The 25,223-nt window shown below is 70.1% G+C and carries 21 protein-coding genes; 9 read left to right on the top strand and 12 right to left on the bottom strand.

Annotation, left to right across the window (positions count from 1 at the left end):
• Positions 1-56: 56 nt before the first annotated feature.
• On the bottom strand, positions 57-1,031 hold the full coding sequence (locus AQI70_RS01135) for a carbohydrate kinase family protein (protein WP_079051099.1): 975 nt from the start codon (positions 1,029-1,031) through the stop codon (positions 57-59).
• Positions 1,028-1,936 (bottom strand): pseudouridine-5'-phosphate glycosidase, encoded by a 909-nt coding sequence (locus tag AQI70_RS01130; protein ID WP_062142736.1) that lies wholly within the window; start codon positions 1,934-1,936, stop codon positions 1,028-1,030. Before AQI70_RS01130 ends, AQI70_RS01135 begins: the two co-directional genes overlap by 4 nt.
• Positions 1,937-2,035: 99 nt before the next feature.
• On the opposite strand from AQI70_RS01130, the gene AQI70_RS01125 reads away from it, so the two are divergent.
• Entirely contained in the window at positions 2,036-2,464 is a 429-nt protein-coding gene (locus AQI70_RS01125; RefSeq protein ID WP_062142733.1) for a VOC family protein, read from the top strand.
• A gap of 94 nt (positions 2,465-2,558) precedes the next feature.
• Here the strand turns inward: AQI70_RS01125 and AQI70_RS01120 are convergent, their stop codons facing one another.
• The 3 genes from AQI70_RS01120 to AQI70_RS01110 all read right to left on the bottom strand — a co-directional run bounded on the left by AQI70_RS01120 (position 2,559) and on the right by AQI70_RS01110 (position 5,499).
• Positions 2,559-3,845, bottom strand: coding sequence for an MFS transporter (locus AQI70_RS01120; RefSeq protein WP_062142729.1), 1,287 nt, complete (start codon positions 3,843-3,845; stop codon positions 2,559-2,561).
• 168 nt (positions 3,846-4,013) lie between these two features.
• Entirely contained in the window at positions 4,014-4,568 is a 555-nt protein-coding gene (locus tag AQI70_RS01115) for a methylated-DNA--[protein]-cysteine S-methyltransferase (RefSeq protein ID WP_062142727.1), read from the bottom strand.
• Positions 4,569-4,629: 61 nt separating this feature from the next.
• Positions 4,630-5,499, bottom strand: coding sequence for a glycerophosphodiester phosphodiesterase (locus tag AQI70_RS01110; RefSeq protein ID WP_062142725.1), 870 nt, complete (start codon positions 5,497-5,499; stop codon positions 4,630-4,632).
• A 278-nt stretch (positions 5,500-5,777) separates the two neighbouring features.
• Between AQI70_RS01110 and AQI70_RS01105 the strand changes: the two genes are divergently transcribed.
• The 6 genes from AQI70_RS01105 (at position 5,778) to AQI70_RS01080 (ending at position 14,423) form a co-directional block, all read left to right on the top strand.
• Positions 5,778-6,644, top strand: coding sequence for an MHYT domain-containing protein (locus tag AQI70_RS01105; protein WP_062142722.1), 867 nt, complete (start codon positions 5,778-5,780; stop codon positions 6,642-6,644).
• Between the two features lie 40 nt (positions 6,645-6,684).
• Positions 6,685-8,832 (top strand): excinuclease ABC subunit UvrB, encoded by a 2,148-nt coding sequence (gene uvrB, locus AQI70_RS01100; RefSeq protein ID WP_062142719.1) that lies wholly within the window; start codon positions 6,685-6,687, stop codon positions 8,830-8,832.
• 201 nt (positions 8,833-9,033) lie between these two features.
• Positions 9,034-9,609 carry a TerD family protein gene (locus AQI70_RS01095; protein ID WP_062142716.1) on the top strand — a complete coding sequence of 192 codons (576 nt, stop codon included), beginning with the start codon at positions 9,034-9,036 and terminating at the stop codon, positions 9,607-9,609.
• A 62-nt stretch (positions 9,610-9,671) separates the two neighbouring features.
• Positions 9,672-11,783: a TerD family protein gene (locus tag AQI70_RS01090; protein ID WP_062142713.1), complete on the top strand. Its 2,112-nt coding sequence runs from the start codon at positions 9,672-9,674 to the stop codon at positions 11,781-11,783.
• Positions 11,784-12,006: 223 nt separating this feature from the next.
• A complete protein-coding gene (locus tag AQI70_RS01085; protein WP_062142710.1) occupies positions 12,007-13,008 on the top strand; it encodes a TerC/Alx family metal homeostasis membrane protein in 1,002 nt (333 codons plus the stop codon).
• Between the two features lie 314 nt (positions 13,009-13,322).
• A complete protein-coding gene (locus AQI70_RS01080; protein ID WP_062142707.1) occupies positions 13,323-14,423 on the top strand; it encodes a calcium:cation antiporter in 1,101 nt (366 codons plus the stop codon).
• Between the two features lie 69 nt (positions 14,424-14,492).
• Here AQI70_RS01080 and AQI70_RS01075 read toward each other — a convergent pair whose 3' ends face one another.
• Positions 14,493-15,764, bottom strand: coding sequence for an MFS transporter (locus AQI70_RS01075; protein ID WP_062142705.1), 1,272 nt, complete (start codon positions 15,762-15,764; stop codon positions 14,493-14,495).
• A gap of 95 nt (positions 15,765-15,859) precedes the next feature.
• Positions 15,860-16,906, bottom strand: coding sequence for a S66 family peptidase (locus tag AQI70_RS01070; protein WP_062142702.1), 1,047 nt, complete (start codon positions 16,904-16,906; stop codon positions 15,860-15,862).
• 104 nt (positions 16,907-17,010) lie between these two features.
• Here AQI70_RS01070 and aroQ point away from each other — a divergent pair, with 104 nt between their 5' ends.
• Positions 17,011-17,484, top strand: coding sequence for a type II 3-dehydroquinate dehydratase (aroQ, locus tag AQI70_RS01065; protein ID WP_062142698.1), 474 nt, complete (start codon positions 17,011-17,013; stop codon positions 17,482-17,484).
• 43 nt (positions 17,485-17,527) lie between these two features.
• Here aroQ and AQI70_RS01060 read toward each other — a convergent pair whose 3' ends face one another.
• From AQI70_RS01060 to AQI70_RS01040, 5 genes are all read right to left on the bottom strand, one after another.
• Positions 17,528-18,256 carry an amino acid ABC transporter ATP-binding protein gene (locus AQI70_RS01060; protein ID WP_062144894.1) on the bottom strand — a complete coding sequence of 243 codons (729 nt, stop codon included), beginning with the start codon at positions 18,254-18,256 and terminating at the stop codon, positions 17,528-17,530.
• Positions 18,257-18,276: 20 nt separating this feature from the next.
• A complete protein-coding gene (locus AQI70_RS01055) occupies positions 18,277-19,197 on the bottom strand; it encodes an amino acid ABC transporter permease (protein WP_004002121.1) in 921 nt (306 codons plus the stop codon).
• The gene (locus AQI70_RS01050; protein WP_062142695.1) at positions 19,194-20,078 is read right to left on the bottom strand and encodes an ABC transporter substrate-binding protein; all 885 of its coding nucleotides are present in this window, start codon (positions 20,076-20,078) and stop codon (positions 19,194-19,196) included. Before AQI70_RS01050 ends, AQI70_RS01055 begins: the two co-directional genes overlap by 4 nt.
• Positions 20,079-20,400: 322 nt before the next feature.
• Positions 20,401-21,057: an MBL fold metallo-hydrolase gene (locus AQI70_RS01045; RefSeq protein WP_004002123.1), complete on the bottom strand. Its 657-nt coding sequence runs from the start codon at positions 21,055-21,057 to the stop codon at positions 20,401-20,403.
• Positions 21,058-21,170: 113 nt separating this feature from the next.
• The gene (locus AQI70_RS01040; protein WP_062142693.1) at positions 21,171-21,857 is read right to left on the bottom strand and encodes a maleylpyruvate isomerase family mycothiol-dependent enzyme; all 687 of its coding nucleotides are present in this window, start codon (positions 21,855-21,857) and stop codon (positions 21,171-21,173) included.
• A 224-nt stretch (positions 21,858-22,081) separates the two neighbouring features.
• On the opposite strand from AQI70_RS01040, the gene uvrA reads away from it, so the two are divergent.
• Entirely contained in the window at positions 22,082-25,120 is a 3,039-nt protein-coding gene (gene uvrA / locus AQI70_RS01035) for an excinuclease ABC subunit UvrA (RefSeq protein ID WP_062142690.1), read from the top strand.
• Positions 25,121-25,223 lie beyond the last annotated feature (103 nt).

Genomic DNA, 25,223 nt, shown 5'->3' with positions numbered 1-25,223 from the left:
CATAGCCCGCTGCGCCGTGGCCGGCCTGTCACGCCGACCGCCGCCGCGAGCGACCGTCACTCCGGACTCGGCGGCCTCCCCCCGACCCGCTCCACCGCCAGCGCCCCCGCCCGGCACCCCTCCCGAGCCGCGTCTTCCGGCCCGGCACCCGTGAGCAGGGCCGCGAGAAAGGCACCGCTGAATGCGTCGCCGGCTCCCGTCGTGTCCCTCGGAACAGCCGGCAGGGCGGGGACATGGGCGGTCACCGTGCCCGACCGGGCCACCAGTGCGCCGTCCGCCCCCTGTTTGGCGACCACCAAGGGGACATGGCGGCTCAACTCGGCCACCGCGTCCGCCGGATGGGGCAGCCCCGTGAGCAGGCACGCCTCGTCACGGCTGGGCAGCAGTACGTCCATGCCGTCCACCAGCGCCAGGAAGCGCTCGACGCCCAGCGCCTCCAGGAAGCCCGCCGACGCGGGATCCAGGCTCACCGGCACTCCACGCCCGCGTGCCGACTCCAGGGCCATCGTCACGAGCTTCCGGCTCGGCTCGGAGAAGAGCAGATAGCCCGAGAGGTGCAGCCGGGCGACACCGTCGAGCAGCGTGTCCGACCAGTCGTCCGGATCGAGCCGCAGGGACGCGCCGCTGTCGGTCAGAAACGTCCGCTCGGCAGCGGCACCCGTGTCGACCAGGCAGATCACCGTCCCGGTCGGCGCCTGCCGGTCCACGACGAGACGGGGCCGTACTCCGCTCGCGGCCAGCTCGCGCTCGTGCCACGCGTGCGCGTCCGCGCCCACTCGCCCCAGCAGCCGTACTTCCGTACCGCCCCAATGCGCCGCCCAGCAGGCCACGTTGGCGCCCGCGCCGCCCGGCATCGTCCGGATGGCCGCCGCGGTGTCGGTACCCGACGCGAGCGGCCCCCGATGACGGGCGATGACGTCCGTCACCACGTCCCCGACGACCAGCAGCGCGCCGTCGCCTGCGCCGACGCGGGGCGGTCCGCTCGCGCCCGCTTCGCTCCCGGCGGCCCTGCTCGCCGCCGTCCCGCTCATGCCCGGGCCCAGGCCGCCGCGATGCGCCCCGCCAGCCGTACATTGCCGCGCACGGCCGCCAGGTTGGCGTTCAGCGAGGCGCCGTCGGTGTGCCGGACCAAGTAGTCCAACAGGAACGGCGTGACCGCCTGGCCGGTGATGCCCTGCTCCTCGCACGCGTGCAGGGCGTCGGCGAGCACACGCGCGTGCAGGTCGGGATCCAACTGCTCCTCCTCCGGTACGGGATTGGCGACGATCAGCGCCGACTCCGGCCCGCCCAGCGCGTCCTGAGCGCGCATCACCTCGGCCACCTCCTGGGGCGACTGAAGCGTCCAGTCCACCGGATGCCCGGAGTCGGACAGATAGAAGCCGGGGAAGCGCTCGGTGCGGTAGCCGGCCACCGCGACGCCGAGCGTCTCCAGCCGCTGCAGGGTCGCCGGGACGTCCAGAATCGACTTCACCCCGGCACACACCACGGTGATCCGCGCTCGCGCCAGCAGCCCGAGGTCGGCCGACTCGTCCTGCGTCACCGTCCACTCCCGGTGCACGCCGCCGAGCCCGCCCGTCGCGAACACCCGCACGCCCGCGAGGGCCGCCAGCAGAGCCGTCGCCGACACCGTGGTCGCCCCGCTCGCCCCGGCGGCCACCGCGAGCGGCAGATCCCGGTGCCCCAGCTTGCGGATCCCGTCCTCGTTCGCGATCCGCTCCAGCTGCTCCTTGTCCAGTCCGACATGGGGGCGTCCGTCCAGCACGGCGATCGTCGCGGGAACGGCGCCCTCCCGCCGTACGACGTCCTCCAGCTCCAGCGCCACCTGCAGATTGCGCGGACGCGGCAGGCCGTGCGCGATGATCGTGGACTCCAGGGCCACCACGGGGCGACGCGCGTCGATCGCTTCACGTACTTCCTCGGACACCACCAGCACCACGCGCCTGCCTCCTGTCTGTCGGTCTCCCCTCATCTCTGGCGGGCGCCACGCCAGATCAAACCCTTGCGGCCTGTGGGGGACGACACCAGCCTTGGACGCATGACCGACAACACCACACGTCTCGACCACGTCGTTCTCTGGGTGCGCGACCCGGCCGCCTCGGCCGAGTTCTACGAGAAGACGCTCGACATGGAGCCCCTCAGGCTCAGCGAGTTCACCGCGGGCGAGGCGCCGTTCCCCTCGGTGCGCGTCAACGAGGAGACCATCCTCGACCTCATGCCCCTGGCCATGGCGGAGCGCATGAAGATGCTCCCCGGTGCCGCCCGGAGCGCGGGGCACCCGGTCAACCACGTCTGTCTGTCGCTGCCGGAGGAGGACTTCCACAAGCTGCGCACCCACCTGGAGGAGCGGGACGTACCCGTGTCGGACTACTCGTACGACTCCTTCGGCGCCCGCGGCAAGGCCAAGCGCAGCTTTTACTTCCGCGACCCGGACGGCAACGTCTTCGAGGCTCGCCACTACGACTAGCTCCACGGGGGCTACGGCCGACCACCCGCCGGGCCTGCGGCGCGCGTGGCCCCCTCAAGGGCCCTTCCCGTCCTTGGACGAGGCGCGGGGAAGGTCACTTGCCCGTCGGAACGTCCTTCGTCCGCCTGCCCCGCGTGAACAGCGCCAGCGCCGCCAACGGGACGAGCAGGCACGCCGCGGTGAAGTTCAGCCAGGCGTAGCTCGCCTGGGCGACCACGAGCCCGGCGGCGGCCCCGCCGAGGCCCGCGGACGCGTTCATGATGAGGTCCGACAACCCCTGCGAGGCGGCCCGCGCGGGCTGCGGGACGGAGTCCGTGAGCAGCGCGGAGCCGGAGACGAGCGCCGCCGACCAGCCGAGTCCCAGCACGAAGAGCCCGACGGCCGTCTGCCCGTGACTGCCGCCCGCCGTACCGGCGACGAACACCGCGTACGCCAGGAGCCCCACGGCGAGCCCGATCCCGGACAACCGCCCCAGCCGGTCCGACAACCGGCCCATGAGCGGCGCGAACGCGTACATGCCCGCGATGTGGCCGCTGATGACCAGCCCGATCAGATCGATGCCCGCGCCGTGGTGTGCGAGGTCGACCGGGGTCATCGACATCACCGAGACCATCGCCGTGTGCGCCACGGCAACCGTCACCACCGCGAGCCGGGCCCGCGGCGAGGCGGCCACAGCGGCCAGCCCGGCACGCAGGGAACGGGCCGCGGGTGACTGCTCCTCGGCCGGCGCGAGCGCCCGCGCCGTCAGCAGCGGGTCCGGCCGCAACAGTACGGCCACCACGACCGCGGATATCAGGAAGATCCCGGCCGCCCACAGGAACGGACCCGCCGCCGCGGGTATCCCGAGGCCCGTGACGCTGCGGCCGGCGGGCGCGGCGATGTTCGGGCCGAGGACCGCGCCGATGGTGGTCGCCCACACGACCAGGGAGATGGCCCGGGCCCGCCGCTCGGGCTCGGCCAGATCGGCGGCCGCGAACCGCGCCTGCAGATTCGCCGACGAGGCCGCGCCGAACGCGGCCATCCCGCACAGCAGCAGCGGAAAGCTCCCGACCCGCGCCGCCACCACCGCGACACCGGCGCCCACGGCCCCTATCAGATAGCCAAGGACGAGCCCGGGACGGCGCCCCCGCGCGGTCATCAGCGCGGCGAGCGGCATCGACAGCACCGCTGTGCCGGCGACGGTCGCGGTGGGCGCGAGCCCGGACAGCGACTCGGTGCCGCTGACCTCCGTGGCCAGCACGGCCGCGAGCGCGATGCCGGTGGCGACGCCGAGTCCGCCCAGGATCTGCGTCGTGATCAGCACGGCGGATATGCGGCGCCGCAGGGCGGGCAACCGGTCGGGCGGGACGGACGCGACGACCTGCCGCTCCATGGCGGTCATGCAGGGCACCCGGCTGTACCGCACGTGCGACGGGCCGACTCGGGACGGCCCACCGGGCCGGCCGCGTACAGGTGGGTGAAAAGTGTCGTCACAGGCGCAGTCTCCCCCTCATCTCTTGCCTGCCCAACTCCAGCGGACCGGGACGTCCTCGGAAAGGACCCGGAACCCTCAGAACAGCGGCTCCGGCAGAACCCCCTCCAGCGCGAGCAGCTTCCGCTTGGTCTCCAGGCCGCCCCCGAACCCGCCGATGCCGCCGTCGCTCTCCACCACCCGGTGGCAGGGCACCACGACCGGCAGCGGGTTGGCGCCCATCGCCGTGCCCACCGCCTGGGCCGCGCCCGGCTGCCCGACTCGCCCGGCCAGATCGCCGTACCCGACGACCGTGCCGTACGGGACACCGGACGCCAGCTCGCGCAGCACCTGCCGGTTGAAACCGGAGATCAGCGACCAGTCCAGGGGCAGCTCGAAGTCGTGCCGCCTGCCCGCGAAGTACTCCTCCAGTTGACGTATCGCCTCGGCCAGCAGCGGGGAGTCGGGTGCCTCGACCGGCTCGGTACCCAGCCGGGACGCCAGCCGGTCGAGTGCCTTGTCGCGCACGCTCCGAGTGGCGTGGAACACGACGCTGACCAGGCCGTCGCGGGTCGCGGCCAGCATCAGCGGACCGATGCCGGTACCGACGACGGCCCACACGACCTGCTGCTCGTACTGCCCATGGCTGTCCATGCGCCCACCGTACGACCCGGCACTGACAACGCCCCGGGAGCGGACGGCCGTCGGGCGGGCATCAGTCGTCGGGCAGGGCGTCCCGCACCACGTCGGGGCTGTTGGTGATGATGCCGTCCACGCCGTAGTCGGCGGCCAGCCGGGCGGCGTCCGCGTCGTTCACGGTCCAGGTGAAGACCTCCAGCGGCCTGCCGTGAGGCCCCGTGTAGTAGTGGACCGAGGCGACGTAGCCCATGGAGATGGAGCCATGCGAGGGATTGATCTGGTCGGCGAAGGCCGCGTACCGGGGGAGGTCCGCCACGGACGGCGTCCCCAGGAAGCCGGTCTTGACGGCCGGCTTCAGCTTGTGGACGGTCCGCACGCTGTCCGCGCTGAAGCTCTGCACGATCAGCCGGCGCGCGAGGTGGCTCCGGTCCAGCCAGCCCTCGTTGGCCAGGACCTTGAGGGTCTGCTGCTCGATGCCCGGGTACAGATCGGGGTTCTTGATCTCCAGGAGCAGCTTCTGGTGGTGCAGCTCCATGCGGTCCATGAACTGTTCCAGCGTCGGTACGCGCGCGCCCGCGTACGCGGGACTGAACCAGCTGCCCGCGTCCAGGCGGGCGATCTCGGCGGCGGTGAAGTCCTTCACCTTCCAGGGCGCCCGGCCGGGGAAGAGCTCCTCGACATCGGTCGTGCGCTTGAGGTTGTCGTCGTGGAGGACGACCAGTTCGCCGTCCTTGGTGCGCTGGACGTCGTTCTCCACCCAGGCGATGCCCAGCTCGGCGGCCTTGTCGACGGCGGCCAGCGTGTTCTCCGGGGCATAGGCGGAGGCCCCGCGATGGGCGATGACCGTAGGCCGGTCGGACCCGGCCCGGGCGTGAGGGGCGGGCAGCAGAAGAGCGGCGGTACCCAGGAGTGCGGTCGTCGTGGCGGCTACAGCGCGCGCGTGCATGCGTACTCCTCGCGTCGAGCGATCACGGACAGATCAACTGTGACAGCAGAGGGTCAACGACGGAGGGGTACAGAATGGCCACAGAATGAATGGAGTTGCCTGAGCCCGCTCACTCGTGCCGCACAACTGGGGCAAGGCCGTGTTTCTTTGCCGGAAAATCGTTCGACCATTCCGGTGGGGGTTACTCTCTGCCTCAACCCTGACCGCTCGCGGCGGTCCTGGGAGGGGCGCATTTCACGGATTTCCGGGACGTAAGAGGGCGGGAAGGGCAGCCGCGTATGCAGGGCACGGTCGACGGATTCACCTACGGACTCGTCACACCGCTGGTGGCCTACCTCATGGCCTGTCTCGGCGGTGCCCTCGGCCTGCGCTGCACCACCAGATCAATGCTTGTTTCGCAGTCCTGGCGCCCGGGCTGGCTCGCCCTGGGCTCGGCGGCCATCGGCTCTGGTATCTGGACCATGCACTTCGTCGCCATGATGGGGTTCACGGTCGAGGAGACACCGGTCCACTACGACAAACCGATGACGTTCGGGAGTCTCGCCGTCGCGATCGTGATGGTGGGTATCGGAATCTTCATCGTCGGTTACAAGGGCGCCCGTGGAGCGGCCCTGTTCACCGGCGGCACCATCACCGGCCTCGGCATAGCCTCGATGCACTATTTGGGCATGGCCGGTATGCGGCTGAACGGCAGGCTGGAGTACAACACGTTCACCGTCGCCGTCTCCGTCGTCATAGCGATGGGAGCGGCCACCGCCGCCCTGTGGGCCGCCGGACAGGTCAGAGGGCTGATGTGGAGCGTGGGCGCGAGCCTCGTCATGGGCCTCGCCGTCAGCGGCATGCACTACACCGGCATGGCCGCCCTCAGCGTCCATCTGCACGGCACCGACGCTCCCTCCGCGGGCGACTCGCCGGCCGCCCTGCTGGCGCCGATGATGGTCGGCCCGCTCGCCTTCCTGCTCCTCGCGGGCGTCGTCGTGCTGTTCGACCCGCTGATCGTCATGGGGAAACCGGCGAGTGCCCCCGTCGAAGACAAACCGGGCGTGCCGGCCCACACGGCGGTCCCGCACCAGGCCAGCCGTCCCCAGCTGCGCACCCGCCGCAGCCAGGAGCACCGAGGCTCCCGCGCCCCGCAGAACCACTGATCGGGCCGCGTTGTCAGTGGGGGGTCGTACGGTGGATTCCATGCGGCCCGTTTCCAGCATCGAACGCACGGTGGCGCCTTTCGAGGTCGTCAGCCCCTACCAGCCCAGCGGCGACCAGCCGCAGGCCATCGCCGAGCTCGCCCGGCGCATCGAAGCCGGCGAGAAGGACGTCGTGCTGCTCGGCGCGACCGGCACCGGCAAGTCCGCCACCACCGCGTGGATGATCGAGAAGCTCCAGCGCCCCACCCTGGTGATGGCGCCGAACAAAACGCTGGCCGCCCAGCTGGCGAACGAGTTCCGCGAGCTGCTGCCGAACAACGCCGTCGAGTACTTCGTCTCGTACTACGACTACTACCAGCCCGAGGCGTACGTCCCGCAGTCGGACACCTATATCGAGAAGGACTCCTCGATCAACGAGGAGGTCGAGCGCCTGCGCCACTCCGCGACCAACTCGCTGCTCACCCGCCGTGACGTCATCGTGGTCGCCTCGGTCTCCTGCATCTACGGCCTCGGTACCCCGCAGGAGTACGTGGACCGCATGGTCCCCCTCAAGGTCGGCGACGAGATCGACCGGGACCAACTGCTGCGCCGCTTCGTGGACATCCAGTACACGCGCAACGACATGGCCTTCACCCGCGGCACCTTCCGCGTGCGCGGTGACACCATCGAGATCTTCCCGGTCTACGAGGAGCTCGCCGTCCGCATCGAGATGTTCGGCGACGAGATCGAGGCCCTGTCCACCCTCCACCCGCTCACCGGCGAGATCATCAGCGACGACCAGCAGCTGTACGTCTTCCCGGCCTCCCACTACGTCGCGGGCCCCGAGCGCATGGAGCGGGCCGTCAACGACATCGAGAAGGAGCTGGGGGAGCGCCTCGCCGAACTGGAGAAGCAGGGCAAGCTCCTGGAGGCCCAGCGGCTGCGGATGCGTACGACGTACGACCTGGAGATGCTCCGCCAGATCGGCACCTGCTCCGGTGTGGAGAACTACTCGATGCATTTCGACGGGCGCTCGCCCGGCTCCCCGCCGAACACCCTGCTGGACTACTTCCCGGACGACTTCCTGCTCGTCATCGACGAGTCGCACGTCACCGTGCCGCAGATCGGAGCCATGTACGAGGGCGACGCGTCCCGCAAGCGCACCCTCGTCGAGCACGGCTTCCGGCTGCCCTCCGCCCTGGACAACCGCCCCCTGAAGTGGGAGGAGTTCCAGGAGCGCATCGGGCAGACCGTCTATCTGTCGGCGACCCCGGGCACCTACGAGCTCTCCCGCGCGGACGGCCAGGTCGAGCAGATCATCCGCCCGACCGGCCTCGTCGACCCGGAGGTCGTCGTCAAGCCCACCGAGGGCCAGATCGACGACCTGGTGCACGAGATCCGAAAGCGCGTCGAGAAGGACGAGCGCGTCCTGGTCACCACCCTCACCAAGAAGATGGCCGAGGACCTCACCGCCTACTTCCTGGAGCTCGGCATCCAGGTGCGCTATCTGCACAGCGACGTCGACACGCTGCGCCGTGTGGAGCTGCTGCGCGAACTTCGCTCCGGCGAGTTCGACGTCCTCGTCGGCATCAACCTCCTCCGCGAGGGCCTCGACCTGCCCGAGGTGTCCCTGGTGGCGATCCTCGACGCCGACAAGGAGGGCTTCCTGCGCTCGGGCACGTCCCTCATCCAGACCATCGGCCGTGCGGCACGCAATGTCTCCGGCCAGGTCCATATGTACGCCGACAAGATCACCCCGGCGATGGAGAAGGCCATCGACGAGACCAACCGCCGCCGGGAGAAGCAGGTCGCGTACAACAAGGCGAACGGCATCGACCCCCAGCCGCTGCGCAAGAAGATCAACGACATCGTCGCGCAGATCGCCCGCGAGGGCGTCGACACGGAGCAGCTGCTCGGCTCGGGGTATCGCGCGAAGAAGGACGGCCGGGCCACCAAAGCCCCCGTGCCCTCCCTCGGCGACAAGGCCGCCAAGGGTGCGAAGGCGGCCAAGACCGCCAAGGGCAAGGCCAAGGAGACGGTGCCGACCGACCGGCCGGCGGCCGAGCTGGCCGAGCAGATCGAGGAGTTGACGGAGCGTATGCGCGCCGCCGCCGCGGATCTGCAGTTCGAGATCGCGGCCCGGCTGCGCGACGAGGTGGCCGAGATGAAGAAGGAACTGCGCCAGATGAAGGAGGCGGGCCTGGCCTGACGGGCCCGCGCAGGCGCCGGTCCGCACCCTGGGACCGGCGCCGCCCTGGCGGTCCCCCACGGACCACCACGCACGCAGTGTGTTGCAAGACCGACACAAAGTGCGGACCGGGGTACGGCCCTGTCAGTGCCCCTGCGTAGGGTTTTGGTCATCCGCGGGGTCCGCGGCCAACAGGGGACAGTTCGAGAGGGGAATCAGCACGTGACCGTCAACATGACCAAGGGTCAGGCCATCAGTCTGCAGAAGAGCGACGGCGGCAGCCTGACCGCGGTGCGCATGGGTCTCGGCTGGCAGGCGGCTCCCCGGCGCGGCCTGTTCGGCTCGCGTACGCGGGAGGTCGACCTGGACGCCTCCGCCGTCCTGTTCGCGGACAAGCAGCCGGTCGACGTCGTCTTCTTCCGCCATCTGGTGAGCGACGACGGCTCGGTGCGCCACACCGGGGACAACCTCGTCGGCGGTGTCGGCCAGGGCGACGACGAGGCGATCCTCGTCGACCTCGCGCGCGTCCCGGTCCACATCGACCAGATCGTCTTCACGGTCAACTCCTTCACGGGCCAGACCTTCCAGGAGGTGCAGAACGCGTTCTGCCGCCTGGTCGACGAGACCAACGGTCAGGAGCTCGCCCGCTACACCCTCGCGGGCGGTGGCGCCTACACCGCCCAGATCATGGCGAAGGTGCACCGCTCGGGCCCGGGCTGGACGATGACAGCCCTCGGCACCCAGGCCAACGGACGCACCTTCCAGGATCTGATGCCGTCGATCCTGCCGGTCCTGTAAGGCCGGGAAGAGGGCCCGGCGAGCGGCACACGACACGACAAGCGACACAGGGGGACGAAGGCATGACGGCCGAGCTGGTGCGGGGGCAGAACCACCCGCTCTCCCAGACCCGTCTGGAGATCCGGATCTCGGCCGGGACGCCGATCGTCGCCGGAGCCACGCTCGGCGACGAGCAGGGCAGGATCCACGGCGTCGAACGGGTCGCCCACCCCGGCGCCCCCACCCTGCCCGGTCTTGAGGTCTCCCGGCAGGCCGCCGCCGACCATCGCCTCGCAGTGGATCTGGACGCCATGCCGGAGTCCGTCCACCGCGTCAGTGTGCTGCTCGCCCTGCCGGTCGGGGACGGGGGCGCCGCCCGCTCGAACGGAGCCGGGAGCGGGGGAGGCCCGACCCGGTTCGGCGCCGTCGCCGTCCCCTTCGTCGCGGTCACCGGCCTCGACGGCACCGAGATCGCCACGTACACCCTCACCGGCCTGGAGGCCGAGTCGGCCGTCATCGCCCTGGAGCTCTATCGCCGCCAGGGCGCCTGGAAGGTACGTGCCATCGGCCAGGGCTACGCCGACGGCCTCGCGGACCTCTTCACCGACCAGGGCCTGCCCCAGGCCCACCAACTCGCCGGCGACATCCTCGAAGCGGTGGCCCAGGGCATGGCCCGCTCCGTGCCGGCACCTCCGCCCCGGACGGACGGGGACCGTTCCCGGCAGACGGCCGCACCGGCACTCGGCCCGGACCAGGGCGGCCCCGCACCGCAGGGCGCCTCCGGCCCCGTACCACCGCAGCCGACATCGCCCTACGGCACCCAGACGCCTGGCATACCGGGCGGGCCCAGCCCTGAGCCGACCTCTCCCTACGGCACACAAACGCCCGGCGTACCGGACCGGACGGCCCCGCAGCCGTCGTATCAGGGCGGGGCCGACACCACGGACCCCCACCACACATCCGCGCCCACGTCCGGCGGCTCGATCAACTACAGCCACCCGCGCCGCCAGAACGCAGCACCGCCGCCCCCGCCGGCCGCGCCCCCGGCCCAGCCCGGACAGCCCGCGCCGCCCGTCGCGGGCGACGCCACCGGCTGGTCCATGGACGAGCGGCTCTACAACCAGGTGTGGGGCATGTTCGAGGACCTGGCGCGCACGACCGCCGCCTACCGCAGTGCGGTCGACTTCGCCGACTCGCGCATGGAGAAGGAGCTCGACCAGGTCCTGTCGGACCCGCGCAGCCGGATCGGCGGACAGGGTGATGCCGCACGCGAGGCCGCCCAGGCCAAGCACGCGCAGCTCGTCAACCAGGCCAGTGCGACGCTCGACCGGGACATCGCCCAGCTCACCGCCGAGTCCGAGGTCGTCGAACCCGCCCTGCCGCCCGCGTACGCGCGCTGGGACAACCCCGTCTGGCACGGTTACCGCGTACCGATGGAGATGCCCATGGCCCTGCGTCTGGGTGACCTCCACCTGCCCGAGAGCGCCCAGTTGCGCATTCCGATGCTGGTCCGGCTGCCGTTGGAGCGCGGTCTGTGGATCGACAGCGGACGCGGCGGGTCGCTCGACGGCTCGTTCACCGACTCCCACGACCTGCGGCGTCTCGCGATGGAGACTGCGGTGGCGCACGCGGCACGGCTGCTTGCCGTTCACCCCGCGGGCGAGTTCACCGTGCACGTCATCGATCCGGCCGGTTCGGGCGCCCAGGCCCTGGCGCCGCTGGTGCAGACCGGGGTGCTCGCGGCGCCGCCCGCCGTGGGCGCGGCGGGTGTCGCGGAGGTTCTCGCGCGGCTCACCCAGCGCGTCGACCTGGTGCAGATGGCCGTGCGCGGCGGTGCGCCCGACTCCCTGCCGCCCGGATTCGACACCTCCGAGCAGCTGCTGATCGTCAACGACTTCCCGCACGGCTTCGACGACCGGGCCGTGAACCAGCTGCGCTACCTGGCGGACGAGGGCCCGGCCGTCGGCGTCCACCTGATGATGGTCGCGGACCGTGAGGAGGCCGTCGGCTACGGCCCGTTGCTCGACCCGCTGTGGCGTTCGCTGCTGCGACTGACGCCCGTGCCGGACGACCACCTCGCCGACCCGTGGGTGGGGCACGCCTGGACCTACGAGCCCTCACTCGTGCCGCCCGGCAGCCAGGTGCTCCAGCAGGTGCTCACCGAGGTCGCCGCGGCCCGGGCCAAGTACAGGTAAAGCGCCCCTGACCAGCTGACTTGGCACTTCTTTTGCCAAGCGCTTTACCTTTCCTTGGTGATTGGGTACTGTTCATCCCACGGAGGGGAGTACTCCCTGTCTGCTGCGACGTACCCGTCAATACGGATCCGGCCAGATCCCGGGGCGTCGGCCCATCATGGGTGGAAGAGACCTCCGGCGCGCGACGACGCTGACATTTGCCGTTACGACTGCCGGAGGCGCAGTGGAAGTTTCCACGACCCTGTGGGTCCTGACCATCGTGGGCCTTGCCGCCCTGATCGCGGTCGATTTCTTCATCGGCCGCAAGCCGCATGACGTGTCGATCAAGGAAGCCGGAATCTGGACGGTCGTCTGGATCGTCCTGGCCGCCCTCTTCGGGCTCGGCTTGCTCGTCTTCGGCGGCGGACAGCCCGCCGGCGAGTTCTTCGCGGGCTTCATCACCGAGAAGTCGCTGAGTGTCGACAATCTCTTCGTCTTCGTCCTGATCATGGCGAAGTTCGCGGTGCCGTCCCAGTACCAGCAGCGTGTGCTGCTCATCGGTGTCCTCATAGCCCTGGTGCTGCGGGCGATCTTCATTGCCGCGGGTGCTGCGATCCTCGCCAGCTTCTCGTGGGTGTTCTACCTCTTCGGTGCCTTCCTCATCTGGACCGCCTGGAAGCTCATCCAGGAGGCCAGGGCCAACGAGGAGGACGAGGACTGGGAGGAGAACAAGCTGCTCAAGGCCGCCGAGCGCAGGTTCGGTGTCGCCGACCGCTACCACGGCACCAAGCTGTGGATCCAGCAGAACGGCAAGCGGGTCATGACCCCGATGCTGGTCGTGATGCTGGCGATCGGCTCCACCGACGTGCTGTTCGCGCTCGACTCCATCCCCGCGATCTTCGGCCTGACGCAGGACCCGTACATCGTGTTCACGGCCAACGCCTTCGCGCTGATGGGTCTGAGGCAGCTGTACTTCCTGATCGGCGGCCTGCTGAAGAAGCTGGTCCACCTCAGCTACGGTCTGTCGATCATCCTGGGCTTCATCGGCGTCAAGCTCGTGCTGCACGCGCTGCACGAGTCCGGGGTCCATGTCCCCGAGATCAGCATCCCCGTCTCGCTCGGCGTGATCTGCTCGGTCCTGATCGTCACCACGATCACCAGCCTGAGGGCCTCCAAGAAGCAGGCGGCGGCCGAGGCGGCGCAGGAGCGGAGCGAAGGCGCTCCAAAGGACAGCATCGACGTCTGACCACGTCGGACGTAGCAACAACCAACACCGGGAGTGGTGCCCAGCGAATTGCCGAGCACCTCTCCCGGTGCTGCGTTGGGGGCGGGGTGTCCCGGCCGGTCCCGGCCGGGGGCGCCACGGCAGGGTGGGCACCTGTGGACGCACTCATGAAGTTCGTGCAGATCATCGACTTCGAGATCGCGACGTACAGGAGATGACCGATTTCGCGTAGCGACATACGACGCACAGGGGCCCCGCATCCCGAGGGCGCGGGGCCGCCCGGCAGCCCCGAAGACCGGAATGCGAACCCCGAACGCCTCTGCGACGATCGCTCCATGATCGCTCGGCTCAGGCCGCTCGCGACCCGGTGGACGTCCCTGGTGCCGGTGCTCGCGGTAGTCCTGCTGGCCTTCACCTGGGGACGGGATCTGCCCGGCGCGGCCGTCGCGCTGGTGACCCTGGTCCTCGCGGGGGCCGTCCTGGCCGCCGTACACCACGCCGAAGTGGTCGCCCACCGGGTCGGCGAACCCTTCGGCTCCCTCGTCCTCGCCGTCGCCGTCACGATCATCGAGGTCGCCCTGATCGTGACCCTGATGGCCGACGGCGGCGACAAGAGCTCCACCCTCGCCAGAGACACGGTCTTCGCGGCCGTGATGATCACCTGCAACGGCATCGTCGGCCTGTGCCTGCTGGTTGCCTCGCTGCGGCACCGCACGGCGGTCTTCAACCCCGAGGGCACCGGCGCCGCCCTCGCCACCGTCGCCACCCTGGCCACGCTCAGCCTGGTGCTGCCGACGTTCACCACGAGCAAGCCCGGCCCGGAGTTCTCCGGCGTACAGCTGACCTTCGCCGCGCTCTCCTCGTTGATCCTCTACGGCCTGTTCGTGGCGACCCAGACCGTGCGCCATCGCGACTACTTCCTCCCCATCACCCGGCAGGGCGAGGTGATCACTGCGGACGACCATGCCGACGTGCCCTCAGCCCGCACCGCCATGATCAGCCTGGGGCTGCTGGGCCTGGCCCTGATCGGCGTGGTCGGCCTGGCCAAGGGCGTGTCGCCCACCATCGAGTCCGGAGTGGAGGCCGCCGGCCTGCCCCACGCCGTCGTCGGCGTGATCATCGCCATGCTGGTGCTGCTCCCGGAGACGATCGCCGCGCTGCGCTCGGCCCGCCGGGACCGCGTGCAGACCAGTCTGAACCTCGCGCTCGGCTCGGCGATGGCCAGCATCGGCCTGACCATCCCCGCGGTCGCCCTCGCCTCCATCTGGCTCTCGGGCCCGCTCGTCCTCGGCCTCGGCCCCACGCACATGGTGCTCCTCGCCCTGACGGTGGTGGTGAGCTCGCTGACGGTGGTTCCGGGGCGGGCGACACCGCTCCAAGGAGGCGTCCACCTGGTGCTGTTCGCGGCCTATCTGGAACTCGCGATCAATCCGTAGTCGCCGTGTGCGGTGCCCGCCGTGCGCACTGCCCTACGTGCGCCGTGCCCCGCCGTGCTGCGGAGCCCGTCACCCGGTGGCGGGCTCCGCGGCCACGGCAGGCACCGGGCGCGTCTCGGGCAGCAGCGCGAAGCACGCCAGGCTGAGCAGCGCGATCCCCGTCAGATACGCCCCCACGCCCCAGGGCACCCGACCGCCCTGCTCGGCGAGTGCCGTCGCCACGATCGGAGTGAGCGCACCTCCGAGCACTCCGCCGAGGTTGTAGCCCACCGCGGCGCCCGTGCAGCGCACCCGGGGCTCGTACAGCTCCGGAAGGTACGCGGCGATCACGGCGAACATGGTGATGAACGCGATCATCGCCCCGACGAACCCCAGGAACATCGGCAGCGGCGCGCCCGTCGCCAGGAGCGCGACCATCGGCAACATCCACAGGGCGGCGGCAGCGCACCCGATGAGGCACAGGGGCCGCCGCCCGTACCGGTCGCCGAGCACCGCCATCAGCGGTGTGAGCGCGCCCTTCACCACCACCGCCCCCATGATGCAGACCAGCATGACGCTGCGGTTCACACCCAGCCGCTCCGTGGCGTACGCGAGCGACCAGGTCGTCACGGTGTAGAAGATCGCGTATCCGATCGCGAGCCCACCGGCCGTCAGCAGAACGAGCCGCCAGTGGTCGCGTACGACCTCGGTGAGCGGCACGCGCGCGTGGTCGTCGATGTCGAGGAACTGAGGGCTCTCTGCGAGTGACGACCGCAGCCACAGCCCCACCAGGGCCAGCACCCCCGCCGCCCAGAACGGCACGCGCCATCCCCACGCGGAGAACTGCGCCTCGGACAGCGTCGCCGAGAGCCCCAGCACCACACCGTTGGCGAGCAGGAAGCCCAGCGCCGGCCCGACCTGCGGGAAACTCGACCACAGGCCGCGCCGCCCCGCGGGCGCGTGCTCCACGGTCAGCAGCACTGCCCCGCCCCACTCGCCGCCGATCCCCAGACCCTGCAGAAAACGCAGTACGAGCAGCAGCAGGGGAGCGGCCACACCGATCGTGTCGTACGTCGGTACACAGCCGACCGCGACCGTGGAGGCCCCGGTCAGCAGGAGCGAGGCGACGAGGACGGGCCGACGTCCGTGCCGGTCCCCGATGTGCCCGAACAGCACCGACCCCAGTGGCCGCGCCACAAAGCCCACACCGAACGTGGCGAAGGCGGCCAGGGTTCCCGCCACCGGCGAGAACGTCGGGAAGAACAGGGGCCCCAGGACCAGCGCCGCCGCGGTCCCGTAGACGAAGAAGTCGTAGAACTCGATGGCTGTCCCGGCGAGCGAGGCGGCCGCGAGCCGCAGCATGGAGGGCGCCCTTACTGTGCGTACATCGTGCATGCTGCGTCAACTACCCACTGTGACGGCGGGTTACGGGGGCGTGCGGGCGCGCCCGGGCTTCGTCAGTACGTGACGGTGATGCGCCGGGCGGGACCGTCGACGCGGACCAAGCCGCCGTAAGGGATCACCAGTTGTGGATCGGCGTGCCCGAAGTCGACGTCGAAGACGATCGTGGTGTCCGGAGCGTAGGCCCGCATGGCGCGCAGGACGGCCTCGCGCTGCTCGGCGGCATACCGAGCGGCCTCCTCCGGGCCGTTGGGGCGTTCGAAGGACCACGTCTTCGCCCGGCCCATCAGCAGCGCGGAGAAGCGCTGGAGCAGCCCCCGCTCGCCCATGTTCCGGAGGGTCCAGAAGACCTCGTTGGTGCTCGGCATCTCCTCCGACGTCTCCAGGAGCAGCACTCCGCCGTCGTACTCCGAGAGGTCGCGGGAGATCTCGCGGTCGGCCATCAGCAGCCAGCCGACGATCTCCAGACAGCCGCCCCAAGTGCGGCCTTCCACCACCCGGTCGGCGTTGAGCCAGGTCCAGCCGTCGGCGGGTCGCATCTGCGGCTCCGCGTCGAAGGTCGCCGGGTCGGCCCAGTCGCGGTTGATGTCGTTCCAGCGCTCGGCGGGCTTGAGCTCGTACTCGCCAGAGGTGAACAAGGCGGCTCGCAGGGACTCGGCCGTCTGCGGGTTCATGGCGCCCGGGCGGCCCAGCTCGCACATCACGGTCGCGCCGTGAAAGCCGACGATCCCGGTGTTGCGCAGGAACATGAGCAGATTCGTGTTGTCGCTCATCCCGAAGAACGGCTTCGGGTTCGCCCGGATCAACTCCCGGTCCAGGAAGGGCAGTACCGTGATCTGGTCGTCGCCGCCGATCGACGCGATGACCGCCTTGATGTCGGGGTCGGCGAACGCGGCGTGGATGTCGTCGGCCCGTTCCTGCGGTGTCGAGCCCATCTTGCGGGTCGCCGGGTACTCGACCGGTTCGAGCTCGTAGTCCTTGCGCAGCCGCTCCAGGCCCAGTTCGTAGGGTCGCGGGAGCAGCCCGGGCAGGCCGGCGCCGGGCGAGATGACGGCGATGCGGTCGCCGGGGGAGGGCTTGGGAGGGTAGGAGATCATGGTCATGTCCGGAGCGTATGGCCCATGGTCTGGCCTGCGCACCGTGATAAACCGGGGTCTGAGCAGCGGTCCCCGGCGGACCGCCCGACCCCGAACGGACCGGAGGAAACGTGCCCCGCACCCTGGCCAACGCCCCGATCATGATCCTCAACGGGCCCAATCTGAACCTGCTCGGCCAGCGCCAGCCGGAGATCTACGGCTCGGAAACCCTGGCCGATGTCGAGGCCATGTGCGCCAAGGCGGCGGCCTCGCACGGCGGCACGATCGACTTCCGGCAGTCCAACCACGAGGGTGAGTTGGTCGACTGGATCCACGAGGCGCGGTTGAACCACTGCGGGATCGTGATCAACCCCGGTGCCTACTCGCACACCTCGGTGGCGATCCTGGATGCGCTCAACACCTGTGACGGCCTTCCGGTGTTGGAGGTCCACATCTCCAACATCCACAAGCGCGAGTCGTTCCGACACCACTCGTATGTCTCCCTGCGCGCCGACGGGGTCATCGCGGGGTGCGGTGTGCAGGGGTACGTGTTCGGGGTGGAGCGGGTGGCGGCGCTGGCGGGAGCGGGGCAGGCGGACACCTGACGTCGACAGGGATGTAAGGACCGCCGACCATTGCGGGCGGTCCTTACAGCCGCCCCGCCTCCACGATCCGCCGAAGGAAGCGCCGAGTGCGCTCCTGCTGCGGATCGCCGAAGATCTGCTCGGGCGTGCCGTGCTCCAGCACGACGCCTCCGTCCAGAAAACAAACCTGGTCGGCGACCTCGCGTGCGAACCCCATCTCGTGGGTGGCCAGCACCATCGTCATCCCGTCCTCCTTCAAGTCGCGGACGACGGCGAGGACTTCGCCCACGAGTTCCGGGTCGAGAGCGGCGGTGATCTCGTCGAGCAGCAGCAGCCGGGGACGTACGGCCAGGGCGCGGACGATCGCGACCCGCTGCTGCTGGCCACCGCTCAGCCGGTCCGGGTACTCGCCCGCCTTGCCGTCCAGCCCGAGCCGCTCCAGCAGCTCACGCGCGCGTGCCTCGGCCTCCGCGCGGGACACGCCGTGCACCCGGCGCGGGGCGAGGGTGATGTTCTCCAGGACCGTCATGTGCGGGAAGAGGTTGTACGCCTGGAACACCACGCCGATACGGCGGCGTACGGCGTCCTGGTCGACACGCGGATCGGTGATCTCCTCGTCGTCCAGCCAGATCGCGCCGTCGTCGATGTCCTCCAGGAGGTTCGCGCACCGCAGCAGCGTGGACTTGCCGGAGCCGGAGGCACCGATCAGCGCGGTCACCGTGTGCGGGGCGACCTCCAGGTCGACGTCGCGCAGCACGACCGCCTCGCCGAAGGTCTTGCGGACTGACTCCATGCGCAGCACAGGTGCGTCGCTCACAGGGCTCCTCCTTGGGCGCGCCGACGGTCCATCCGGGCCGTCACCCAGTCCGTGAAGCGGGTCATCGGGATGGTCAGCGCCACAAAGACCAGGCCCGCGACGATGTACGGCGTGTAGTTGAGGCTGCGGCCCACGATGATGTCCGCGGCCCGTACGGCGTCCACCGCCCCGCCGATCGACACGAGGCCCGTGTCCTTCTGCAGCGACACCAGATCGTTCAGCAGCGGCGGCACCTGACGGCGTACCGCCTGCGGCAGGACGACATGCCGCAGGGCCTGCCGGTTGGTGAGGCCGAGCGAGCGGGCCGCGGCGCGCTGCGAGGGGTGGACGGACTCGATGCCGGCGCGGAACACCTCGGCGACGTACGCCGAATACGTCAGCGTGAGCGCCGTACCGCCCAGCAGCACGGGATCGACGGTCACGCCCTGCAGGCGCAGCGCCGGGACGCCCAGGACGACGATCATGAGGTTGATGATGAGCGGAAGGCCCCGGAAGAAGTCCGTGTAGGCGGCCGCCAGTGCCCGCAGTGGGAAGAACACCGGGCCGCGCAGCGTGCGTGCGACGGCGATGAGCATCCCCAGGACCAGCACGGCAGCGCCGCAGATCAGCAGCAGCCGGACGTTGAGCCAGAGCCCTTCGAGGACCTTGGGGAACGCCTCGCGCGCGTACTGCCAGTCGAAGAAGGTCTCTTTGGTGCGCGGCCAGCCCGGCGCGTTGACCACGACCAGGTAGAGGGCGACTCCCGTGATCAGGGTGGAGAGCGCCGCGATCGCCGTGGCGCGGCGGGCCCGGGCACGCTTGTAGCGCTCGCGGTCGAGACGCCGCTGCGAGGGGACGTAACCGTCGTCGCCCGCGCCGGGCATGCCACCGTTGTCGTCCGCGCCCTCCTGCCCGGACTCCTCCTTCGTGACCGTCACTTGAGCACCGGAGCGTCGACCGCGTCCGACAGCCACCGCTGCTCTAGCTCGGCCAGCGTGCCGTCCTTGCGCAGGGTGTCCACGGCGCCCGTCACGCACGAGGTGAGCGCGCTGCCCTTGTCGAGCACCAGCCCGAACTGCTCCGGCGTACCGCCCCGGTTCTCGAACTGCCCGACGATCGTCGCGTCCGTCACCTCGGCCGCGGTGATGTAGAAGGCGGTCGGCAGGTCGACGACGACGGCGTCGACCTGACCGTTCTTCAGCGCGGACTTGGCCTGGTCGTTCTTGGCGTAGGCGGCGGCCTCCTGAGTCGGCTTCACCACGTCGTCGATGTAACCGAGGCTGGTGGTGCCGACCTGTGCGCCCAGCTTGAGGCCCTTCAGGTCCGCGATGCTCTTCGCCTTCGCGGCCTTGGTGCCCTTCAGCGCGATGACGGCCTGGCGGACGTCGTAGTAGCCGGACGAGAAGTCCACGGCCTTCTTGCGCTCGTCGCTGATGGACACCTGGTTGATGTCGAAGTCGAAGGTCTTCTCACCAGGCGCGAAAGCCTTGTTGAACGGCACGCTCTGCCATACGACGGCGCTCTTGTCATAGCCGAGCTGCTTCGCCACGGCGTACGCGACCGCCGATTCGAAGCCCTCTCCGTTGGCGGGCTCGTCGTCCTTGAACCAGGGCTCGTACGCCGGTTCGTCAGTGGCGATCGTCAGCTTGCCCGAGGTCTTGGTGGCCAGCTTGCCCTTGGCACAGGTGCTCGCCGTCGAACCCGACGGAGTGTCGGCGGCCTTCTCCTCCGGCTGTGGAGCACAGCCGAGAGCGGTGGCGAGCAGGGCTGTCGTTGCGACGGCGGCGGCGCGGCGCAGCGCGCTAGGGGCAGGGTGCATGCCGGGAGATTGACAGTACACCGTCGTGTTTGTCGAGGTCACGACGGTGAATGTCCGCATAGTGGGAAGGGGTGTTGCACTCTTGTGAACAGGTGCCCCGGCAGTCGCCGGGGCCGCCGGCCGAGGGCGGGGATTGAGGGGACCGGCGGCCCGTACCGCTCAGGAGCCGTCATCCTGTGCGGGGCTGCTTCCAGTTGACTGCGCAACTACGCCCGCCGGGAGCGCGCGCACGGCACCAGCGCGTGTGAACGATTCACACGGGGCGCGTGCGCGGGGCGCGCATGGCGCGCGCTCGACTGCTCAGTGCTCGATCGCCCCGTGCTCACCAACCCCGCGCGTGCCACTCCGGCAGATGCGGCCGTTCCGCGCCCAGCGTCGTGTCGTTGCCGTGTCCCGGGTAGACCCACGTCTCGTCCGGCAGGACGTCGAAGAGCTTCGTCTCGACGTCATGGATCAGACTGGCGAACGCCTTGGGGTCCTTACGGGTGTTGCCCACACCGCCCGGGAACAGGCAGTCCCCGGTGAACACATGGGGATGCCCGTGCGGGTCGTCGTAGACCAGGGCGATCGAGCCGGGTGTGTGCCCGACCAGGTGGCGCGCGGTGAGCTCCACGCGCCCCACCCGGATGGTGTCGCCGTCGTCGACCAGGACGTCGGTCGGCACCGGGATGCCGTCGGCGTCGTCCCGGCCGGCGTACGTGCGCGCGCCGGTGGCCTCGACGACCGCGGCGAGTGCCTGCCAGTGGTCGCCGTGCCGGTGCGTGGTGACGACGGAGGCGATGCCGTCGTCACCGATCATGCCGAGCAGCGCGTCCGCGTCGTTGGCGGCGTCGATCAGCAGTTGCTCGTCCGTGGCCCGGCAGCGCAGCAGATAGGCGTTGTTGTCCATCGGGCCGACCGCGATCTTGGTGATCATCAGGTCCTTGAGCTCGTGCACGTCGGCGGGGCCGCCGACGGTCACCTGTCCGCTGTACGTCATGGCGGCAGCCTATAGCGGCAGAGGGCTCGGGGACCGTCCACGAGCCGCAGCGGCAGAGCGCTCCGGGACCGTCCGGAACTGCAGCGGCAGAGCGCTCCGCGACCTTCCAGGAACTACAGCGGCGGAAGCGCCGGCAGCGGGCCTCCGTCCGCCCTCAGGCCGGACCCGTCGCGGCGTCCGGCGAGCCAGCCGAGCAGGTCGGGCGCGGGGCCCGTGACGGTGATCTCGGGCTGGTCCGCCTCCCGGCCCGTGCGCCACGCGCGCGTGCCGTCGGTGACACGGGTCGGCGGTACGTCGGCGTGCCCGGTGAACCGCGCCGCGAGGAAGTCGATCTCCCGCTCCACGAACTCCGCCGGCAGGTCCTCCAGCTCGTACCCGATCCCGAGGTCCACATGGTGCAGCTCCACCTCGACCCATCGCCGGAACGGCACCCGGGCCGCCGCGTCGGTGACCCCGTTGCGCAGCTCCACCGTGCGCGACCAGTCCGCCGGCGCCGCTCCCGCCTCCTGGAAGCGGGCCGCGCTCTCGCGCACGTCGGTGAGCTGGACTTCGAGAGGGCGCGGGGCGTCCCGTTCGATGTCGGCGTCGCGGGCGGCGCCGGAGACGTACATGGGGCGCCCTTCGAGAACATTCACGAGGGCGTCCGCGTTGCGGGCGAGGTGCGCGAGGACGTGGCCGCGGGTCCAGCCGGGGAGCCGTGACGGCTCGGCCACGGACGCGTTGTCCAGTTTGGCCGCTGCGGTGAGCAGCCGATCGGTCGCTTCACGTACAGACACCAGGTCACGAGCGTGATCAATCATGGTGCTGACACTAGCCCCGCCACACCTTTGGGTGAAGGTGGTGAACGGGTGCCGTAAATCGAATGCGCGTGCTATAGGGTCGGTCTCGGCGTCGGGCATGCTGGAGAGCCCGGGATTGTTGTCCCATTCGGGAATCCGACCGGCGTTGTCAGTGGCTCCCCCTAGTCTGAGAAAGCACGGGGGCCCCGCCCCTGTCACTTCTCTCAAGAAAGGTGCGGACCGGCGTGGCCGACCGTCTCATCGTCCGTGGCGCGCGCGAGCACAACCTGAAGAATGTCTCGCTCGACCTGCCGCGCGACTCGCTCATCGTCTTCACGGGCCTGTCGGGGTCGGGCAAGTCCTCGCTGGCCTTCGACACCATCTTCGCCGAGGGCCAGCGGCGCTACGTGGAGTCGCTGTCCTCGTACGCCCGGCAGTTCCTCGGCCAGATGGACAAGCCGGACGTCGACTTCATCGAGGGCCTCTCCCCGGCGGTCTCCATCGACCAGAAGTCGACCTCCCGCAACCCGCGCTCGACGGTCGGCACCATCACCGAGGTCTACGACTATCTGCGTCTGCTCTTCGCGCGCATCGGCAAGCCGCACTGCCCCGAGTGCGGCCGCCCGATCTCGCGCCAGTCGCCGCAGGCCATCGTCGACAGGGTCCTGGAGCTGCCGGAGGGAAGCCGCTTCCAGGTGCTGTCGCCGCTGGTGCGCGAGCGCAAGGGCGAGTTCGTCGACCTCTTCGCGGACCTCCAGACCAAGGGCTACTCCCGCGCGCGGGTGGACGGCGAGACGATCCAGCTGTCCAACCCGCCCACGCTGAAGAAGCAGGAGAAGCACACCATCGAGGTGGTCGTCGACCGCCTCACGGTGAAGGACTCCGCCAAGCGCCGCCTCACCGACTCCGTGGAGACCGCCCTCGGCCTGTCCGGCGGCATGGTCGTGCTGGACTTCGTCGACCTCCCCGAGGACGACCCCGAGCGCGAGCGCATGTACTCCGAGCACCTGTACTGCCCGTACGACGACCTGTCCTTCGAGGAGCTGGAGCCGCGCTCCTTCTCCTTCAACTCGCCCTTCGGCGCCTGCCCCGAGTGCACCGGCATCGGCACGCGCATGGAGGTCGACCCCGAGCTGATCGTCCCGGACCCGGACAAGACCCTCGACGAGGGCGCCATCCACCCCTGGTCGCACGGTCACACCAAGGACTACTTCGGCCGCCTGATCGGCGCCCTCGCGGACGCGCTCGGCTTCCGGACGGACATCCCCTTCGCGGGCCTGCCGCAGCGCGCCAAGAAGGCCCTCCTCCACGGCCACAAGACGCAGATCGAGGTCCGCTACCGGAACAGGTACGGGCGCGAGCGGGTGTACACCACGCCCTTCGAAGGCGCCGTTCCCTTCGTCAAGCGCCGGCACAGCGAGGCCGAGAGCGACGCCAGCCGTGAGCGCTTCGAGGGCTATATGCGCGAGGTGCCCTGCCCCACCTGTGAGGGCACCCGCCTGAAGCCGATCGTCCTCGCGGTCACGATCATGGGGAAGTCGATCGCCGAGGTCTCCGCGATGTCCATCAGCGACTGCGCCGACTTCCTGGGCGAGCTGAAGCTCAACGCCCGCGACAAGAAGATCGCCGAGCGCGTGCTGAAGGAGGTCAACGAGCGGCTGCGGTTCCTGGTCGACGTCGGCCTGGACTACCTCTCGCTCAACCGCGCGGCCGGCACGCTCTCCGGCGGCGAGGCCCAGCGCATCCGCCTGGCCACCCAGATCGGCTCCGGACTCGTCGGCGTCCTGTACGTCCTCGACGAGCCGTCCATCGGTCTGCACCAGCGCGACAACCACCGGCTCATCGAGACCCTCGTCCGGCTGCGCGACATGGGCAACACGCTCATCGTCGTCGAGCACGACGAGGACACCATCAAGACCGCCGACTGGGTCGTCGACATCGGCCCCGGCGCCGGTGAGCACGGCGGCAAGGTCGTACACAGCGGCTCCCTGAAGGAGCTGCTCGCCAACGCCGAGTCGCAGACCGGCCAGTACCTGTCCGGCAAGAAGTCCATCCCGCTGCCCGACATCCGCCGCCCGCACGACCCGTCCCGGCAGCTCACCGTGCACGGCGCCCGCGAGAACAACCTCCAGGACATCGACGTCTCGTTCCCGCTGGGCGTGTTCACCGCGGTCACCGGCGTGTCCGGTTCCGGCAAGTCGACGCTGGTCAACGACATCCTGTACACGCACCTGGCCCGCGAGCTCAACGGCGCCCGTAACGTCCCGGGGCGGCACACGCGCGTGGACGGCGACGACCTCGTCGACAAGGTCGTGCACGTCGACCAGTCGCCCATCGGCCGCACCCCGCGGTCGAACCCGGCGACGTACACCGGCGTCTTCGACCACATCCGCAAGCTGTTCGCCGAGACGACCGAGGCGAAGGTCCGCGGCTACATGCCGGGCCGCTTCTCCTTCAACGTCAAGGGCGGCCGCTGCGAGAACTGCGCGGGCGACGGCACGATCAAGATCGAGATGAACTTCCTCCCGGACGTGTACGTCCCGTGCGAGGTCTGCCACGGTGCCCGGTACAACCGGGAGACCCTGGAGGTCCACTACAAGGGCAAGTCCATCTCCGAGGTCCTGAACATGCCCATCGAGGAAGCCATGGACTTCTTCGAAGCCGTCCCGGCGATCAACCGCCACCTCAGGACGCTCAACGACGTCGGTCTCGGCTACGTCCGGCTCGGCCAGTCCGCGACCACTCTGTCCGGCGGTGAGGCGCAGCGCGTGAAGCTCGCCAGCGAGCTCCAGAAGCGCTCCACCGGCCGCACGGTCTACGTCCTCGACGAGCCGACCACCGGTCTGCACTTCGAAGACATCAGCAAGCTGCTGAAGGTCCTGTCCGGCCTGGTCGACAAGGGCAACACGGTCATCGTCATCGAGCACAACCTCGACGTGATCAAGACCGCCGACTGGGTCGTGGACATGGGCCCCGAGGGCGGCGCCGGCGGTGGCCTCGTCGTCGCCGAGGGCACACCCGAGCAGGTCGCCGGGGTCCCCGCCAGCCACACCGGCAAGTTCCTGCGCGAGATCCTCGGCGCCGACCGGATCAGCGACGCGTCCTCGGTGCCGGCCCCGCGCAAGACGGCGGCCAAGAAGACGGTCGCGGCAGGGTCGACGGCGCGGAAGACCGCGACGGCCAGGACCGCGAAGGCGGTCAACAACAAGACCACCGACAAGGCGGCCGGGGCCACGAAGAAGACGGCGCCCGCGAAGAAGACGACGCGAGCCCGCAAGGCCTGAGGCTCCCGAGCGACGAGCCGAACAAATCCTGAAAAGCGCGGCGCCCCGCGGGAACTCCCCGCGGGGCGCCGCGCGTTGCATCATCAGCCGCCCGCTCCCCCGG

The sequence above is a fragment of the Streptomyces curacoi genome, from assembly GCF_001513975.1.
Lineage (GTDB): Bacteria > Actinomycetota > Actinomycetes > Streptomycetales > Streptomycetaceae > Streptomyces > Streptomyces curacoi.
Note: the sequence above shows the minus strand (reverse complement) of the source record. Positions and strands in the feature narration are given on the sequence as shown.

Coding starts and splice junctions, on each gene's coding strand:
- AQI70_RS01060 (WP_062144894.1), bottom strand. CDS start 18,256: ATGGAGTCAGTCCGCAAGACCTTCGGCGAGGCGGTCGTGCTGCGCGAC.
- AQI70_RS01105 (WP_062142722.1), top strand. CDS start 5,778: ATGCAGGGCACGGTCGACGGATTCACCTACGGACTCGTCACACCGCTG.
- AQI70_RS01075 (WP_062142705.1), bottom strand. CDS start 15,764: ATGCTGCGGCTCGCGGCCGCCTCGCTCGCCGGGACAGCCATCGAGTTC.
- AQI70_RS01125 (WP_062142733.1), top strand. CDS start 2,036: ATGACCGACAACACCACACGTCTCGACCACGTCGTTCTCTGGGTGCGC.
- AQI70_RS01050 (WP_062142695.1), bottom strand. CDS start 20,078: ATGCACCCTGCCCCTAGCGCGCTGCGCCGCGCCGCCGCCGTCGCAACG.
- AQI70_RS01080 (WP_062142707.1), top strand. CDS start 13,323: ATGATCGCTCGGCTCAGGCCGCTCGCGACCCGGTGGACGTCCCTGGTG.
- AQI70_RS01070 (WP_062142702.1), bottom strand. CDS start 16,906: ATGACCATGATCTCCTACCCTCCCAAGCCCTCCCCCGGCGACCGCATC.
- AQI70_RS01120 (WP_062142729.1), bottom strand. CDS start 3,845: ATGACCGCCATGGAGCGGCAGGTCGTCGCGTCCGTCCCGCCCGACCGG.
- AQI70_RS01045 (WP_004002123.1), bottom strand. CDS start 21,057: ATGACGTACAGCGGACAGGTGACCGTCGGCGGCCCCGCCGACGTGCAC.
- AQI70_RS01040 (WP_062142693.1), bottom strand. CDS start 21,857: ATGATTGATCACGCTCGTGACCTGGTGTCTGTACGTGAAGCGACCGAT.
- AQI70_RS01115 (WP_062142727.1), bottom strand. CDS start 4,568: ATGGACAGCCATGGGCAGTACGAGCAGCAGGTCGTGTGGGCCGTCGTC.
- uvrB (WP_062142719.1), top strand. CDS start 6,685: ATGCGGCCCGTTTCCAGCATCGAACGCACGGTGGCGCCTTTCGAGGTC.
- AQI70_RS01110 (WP_062142725.1), bottom strand. CDS start 5,499: ATGCACGCGCGCGCTGTAGCCGCCACGACGACCGCACTCCTGGGTACC.
- AQI70_RS01135 (WP_079051099.1), bottom strand. CDS start 1,031: ATGAGCGGGACGGCGGCGAGCAGGGCCGCCGGGAGCGAAGCGGGCGCG.
- AQI70_RS01090 (WP_062142713.1), top strand. CDS start 9,672: ATGACGGCCGAGCTGGTGCGGGGGCAGAACCACCCGCTCTCCCAGACC.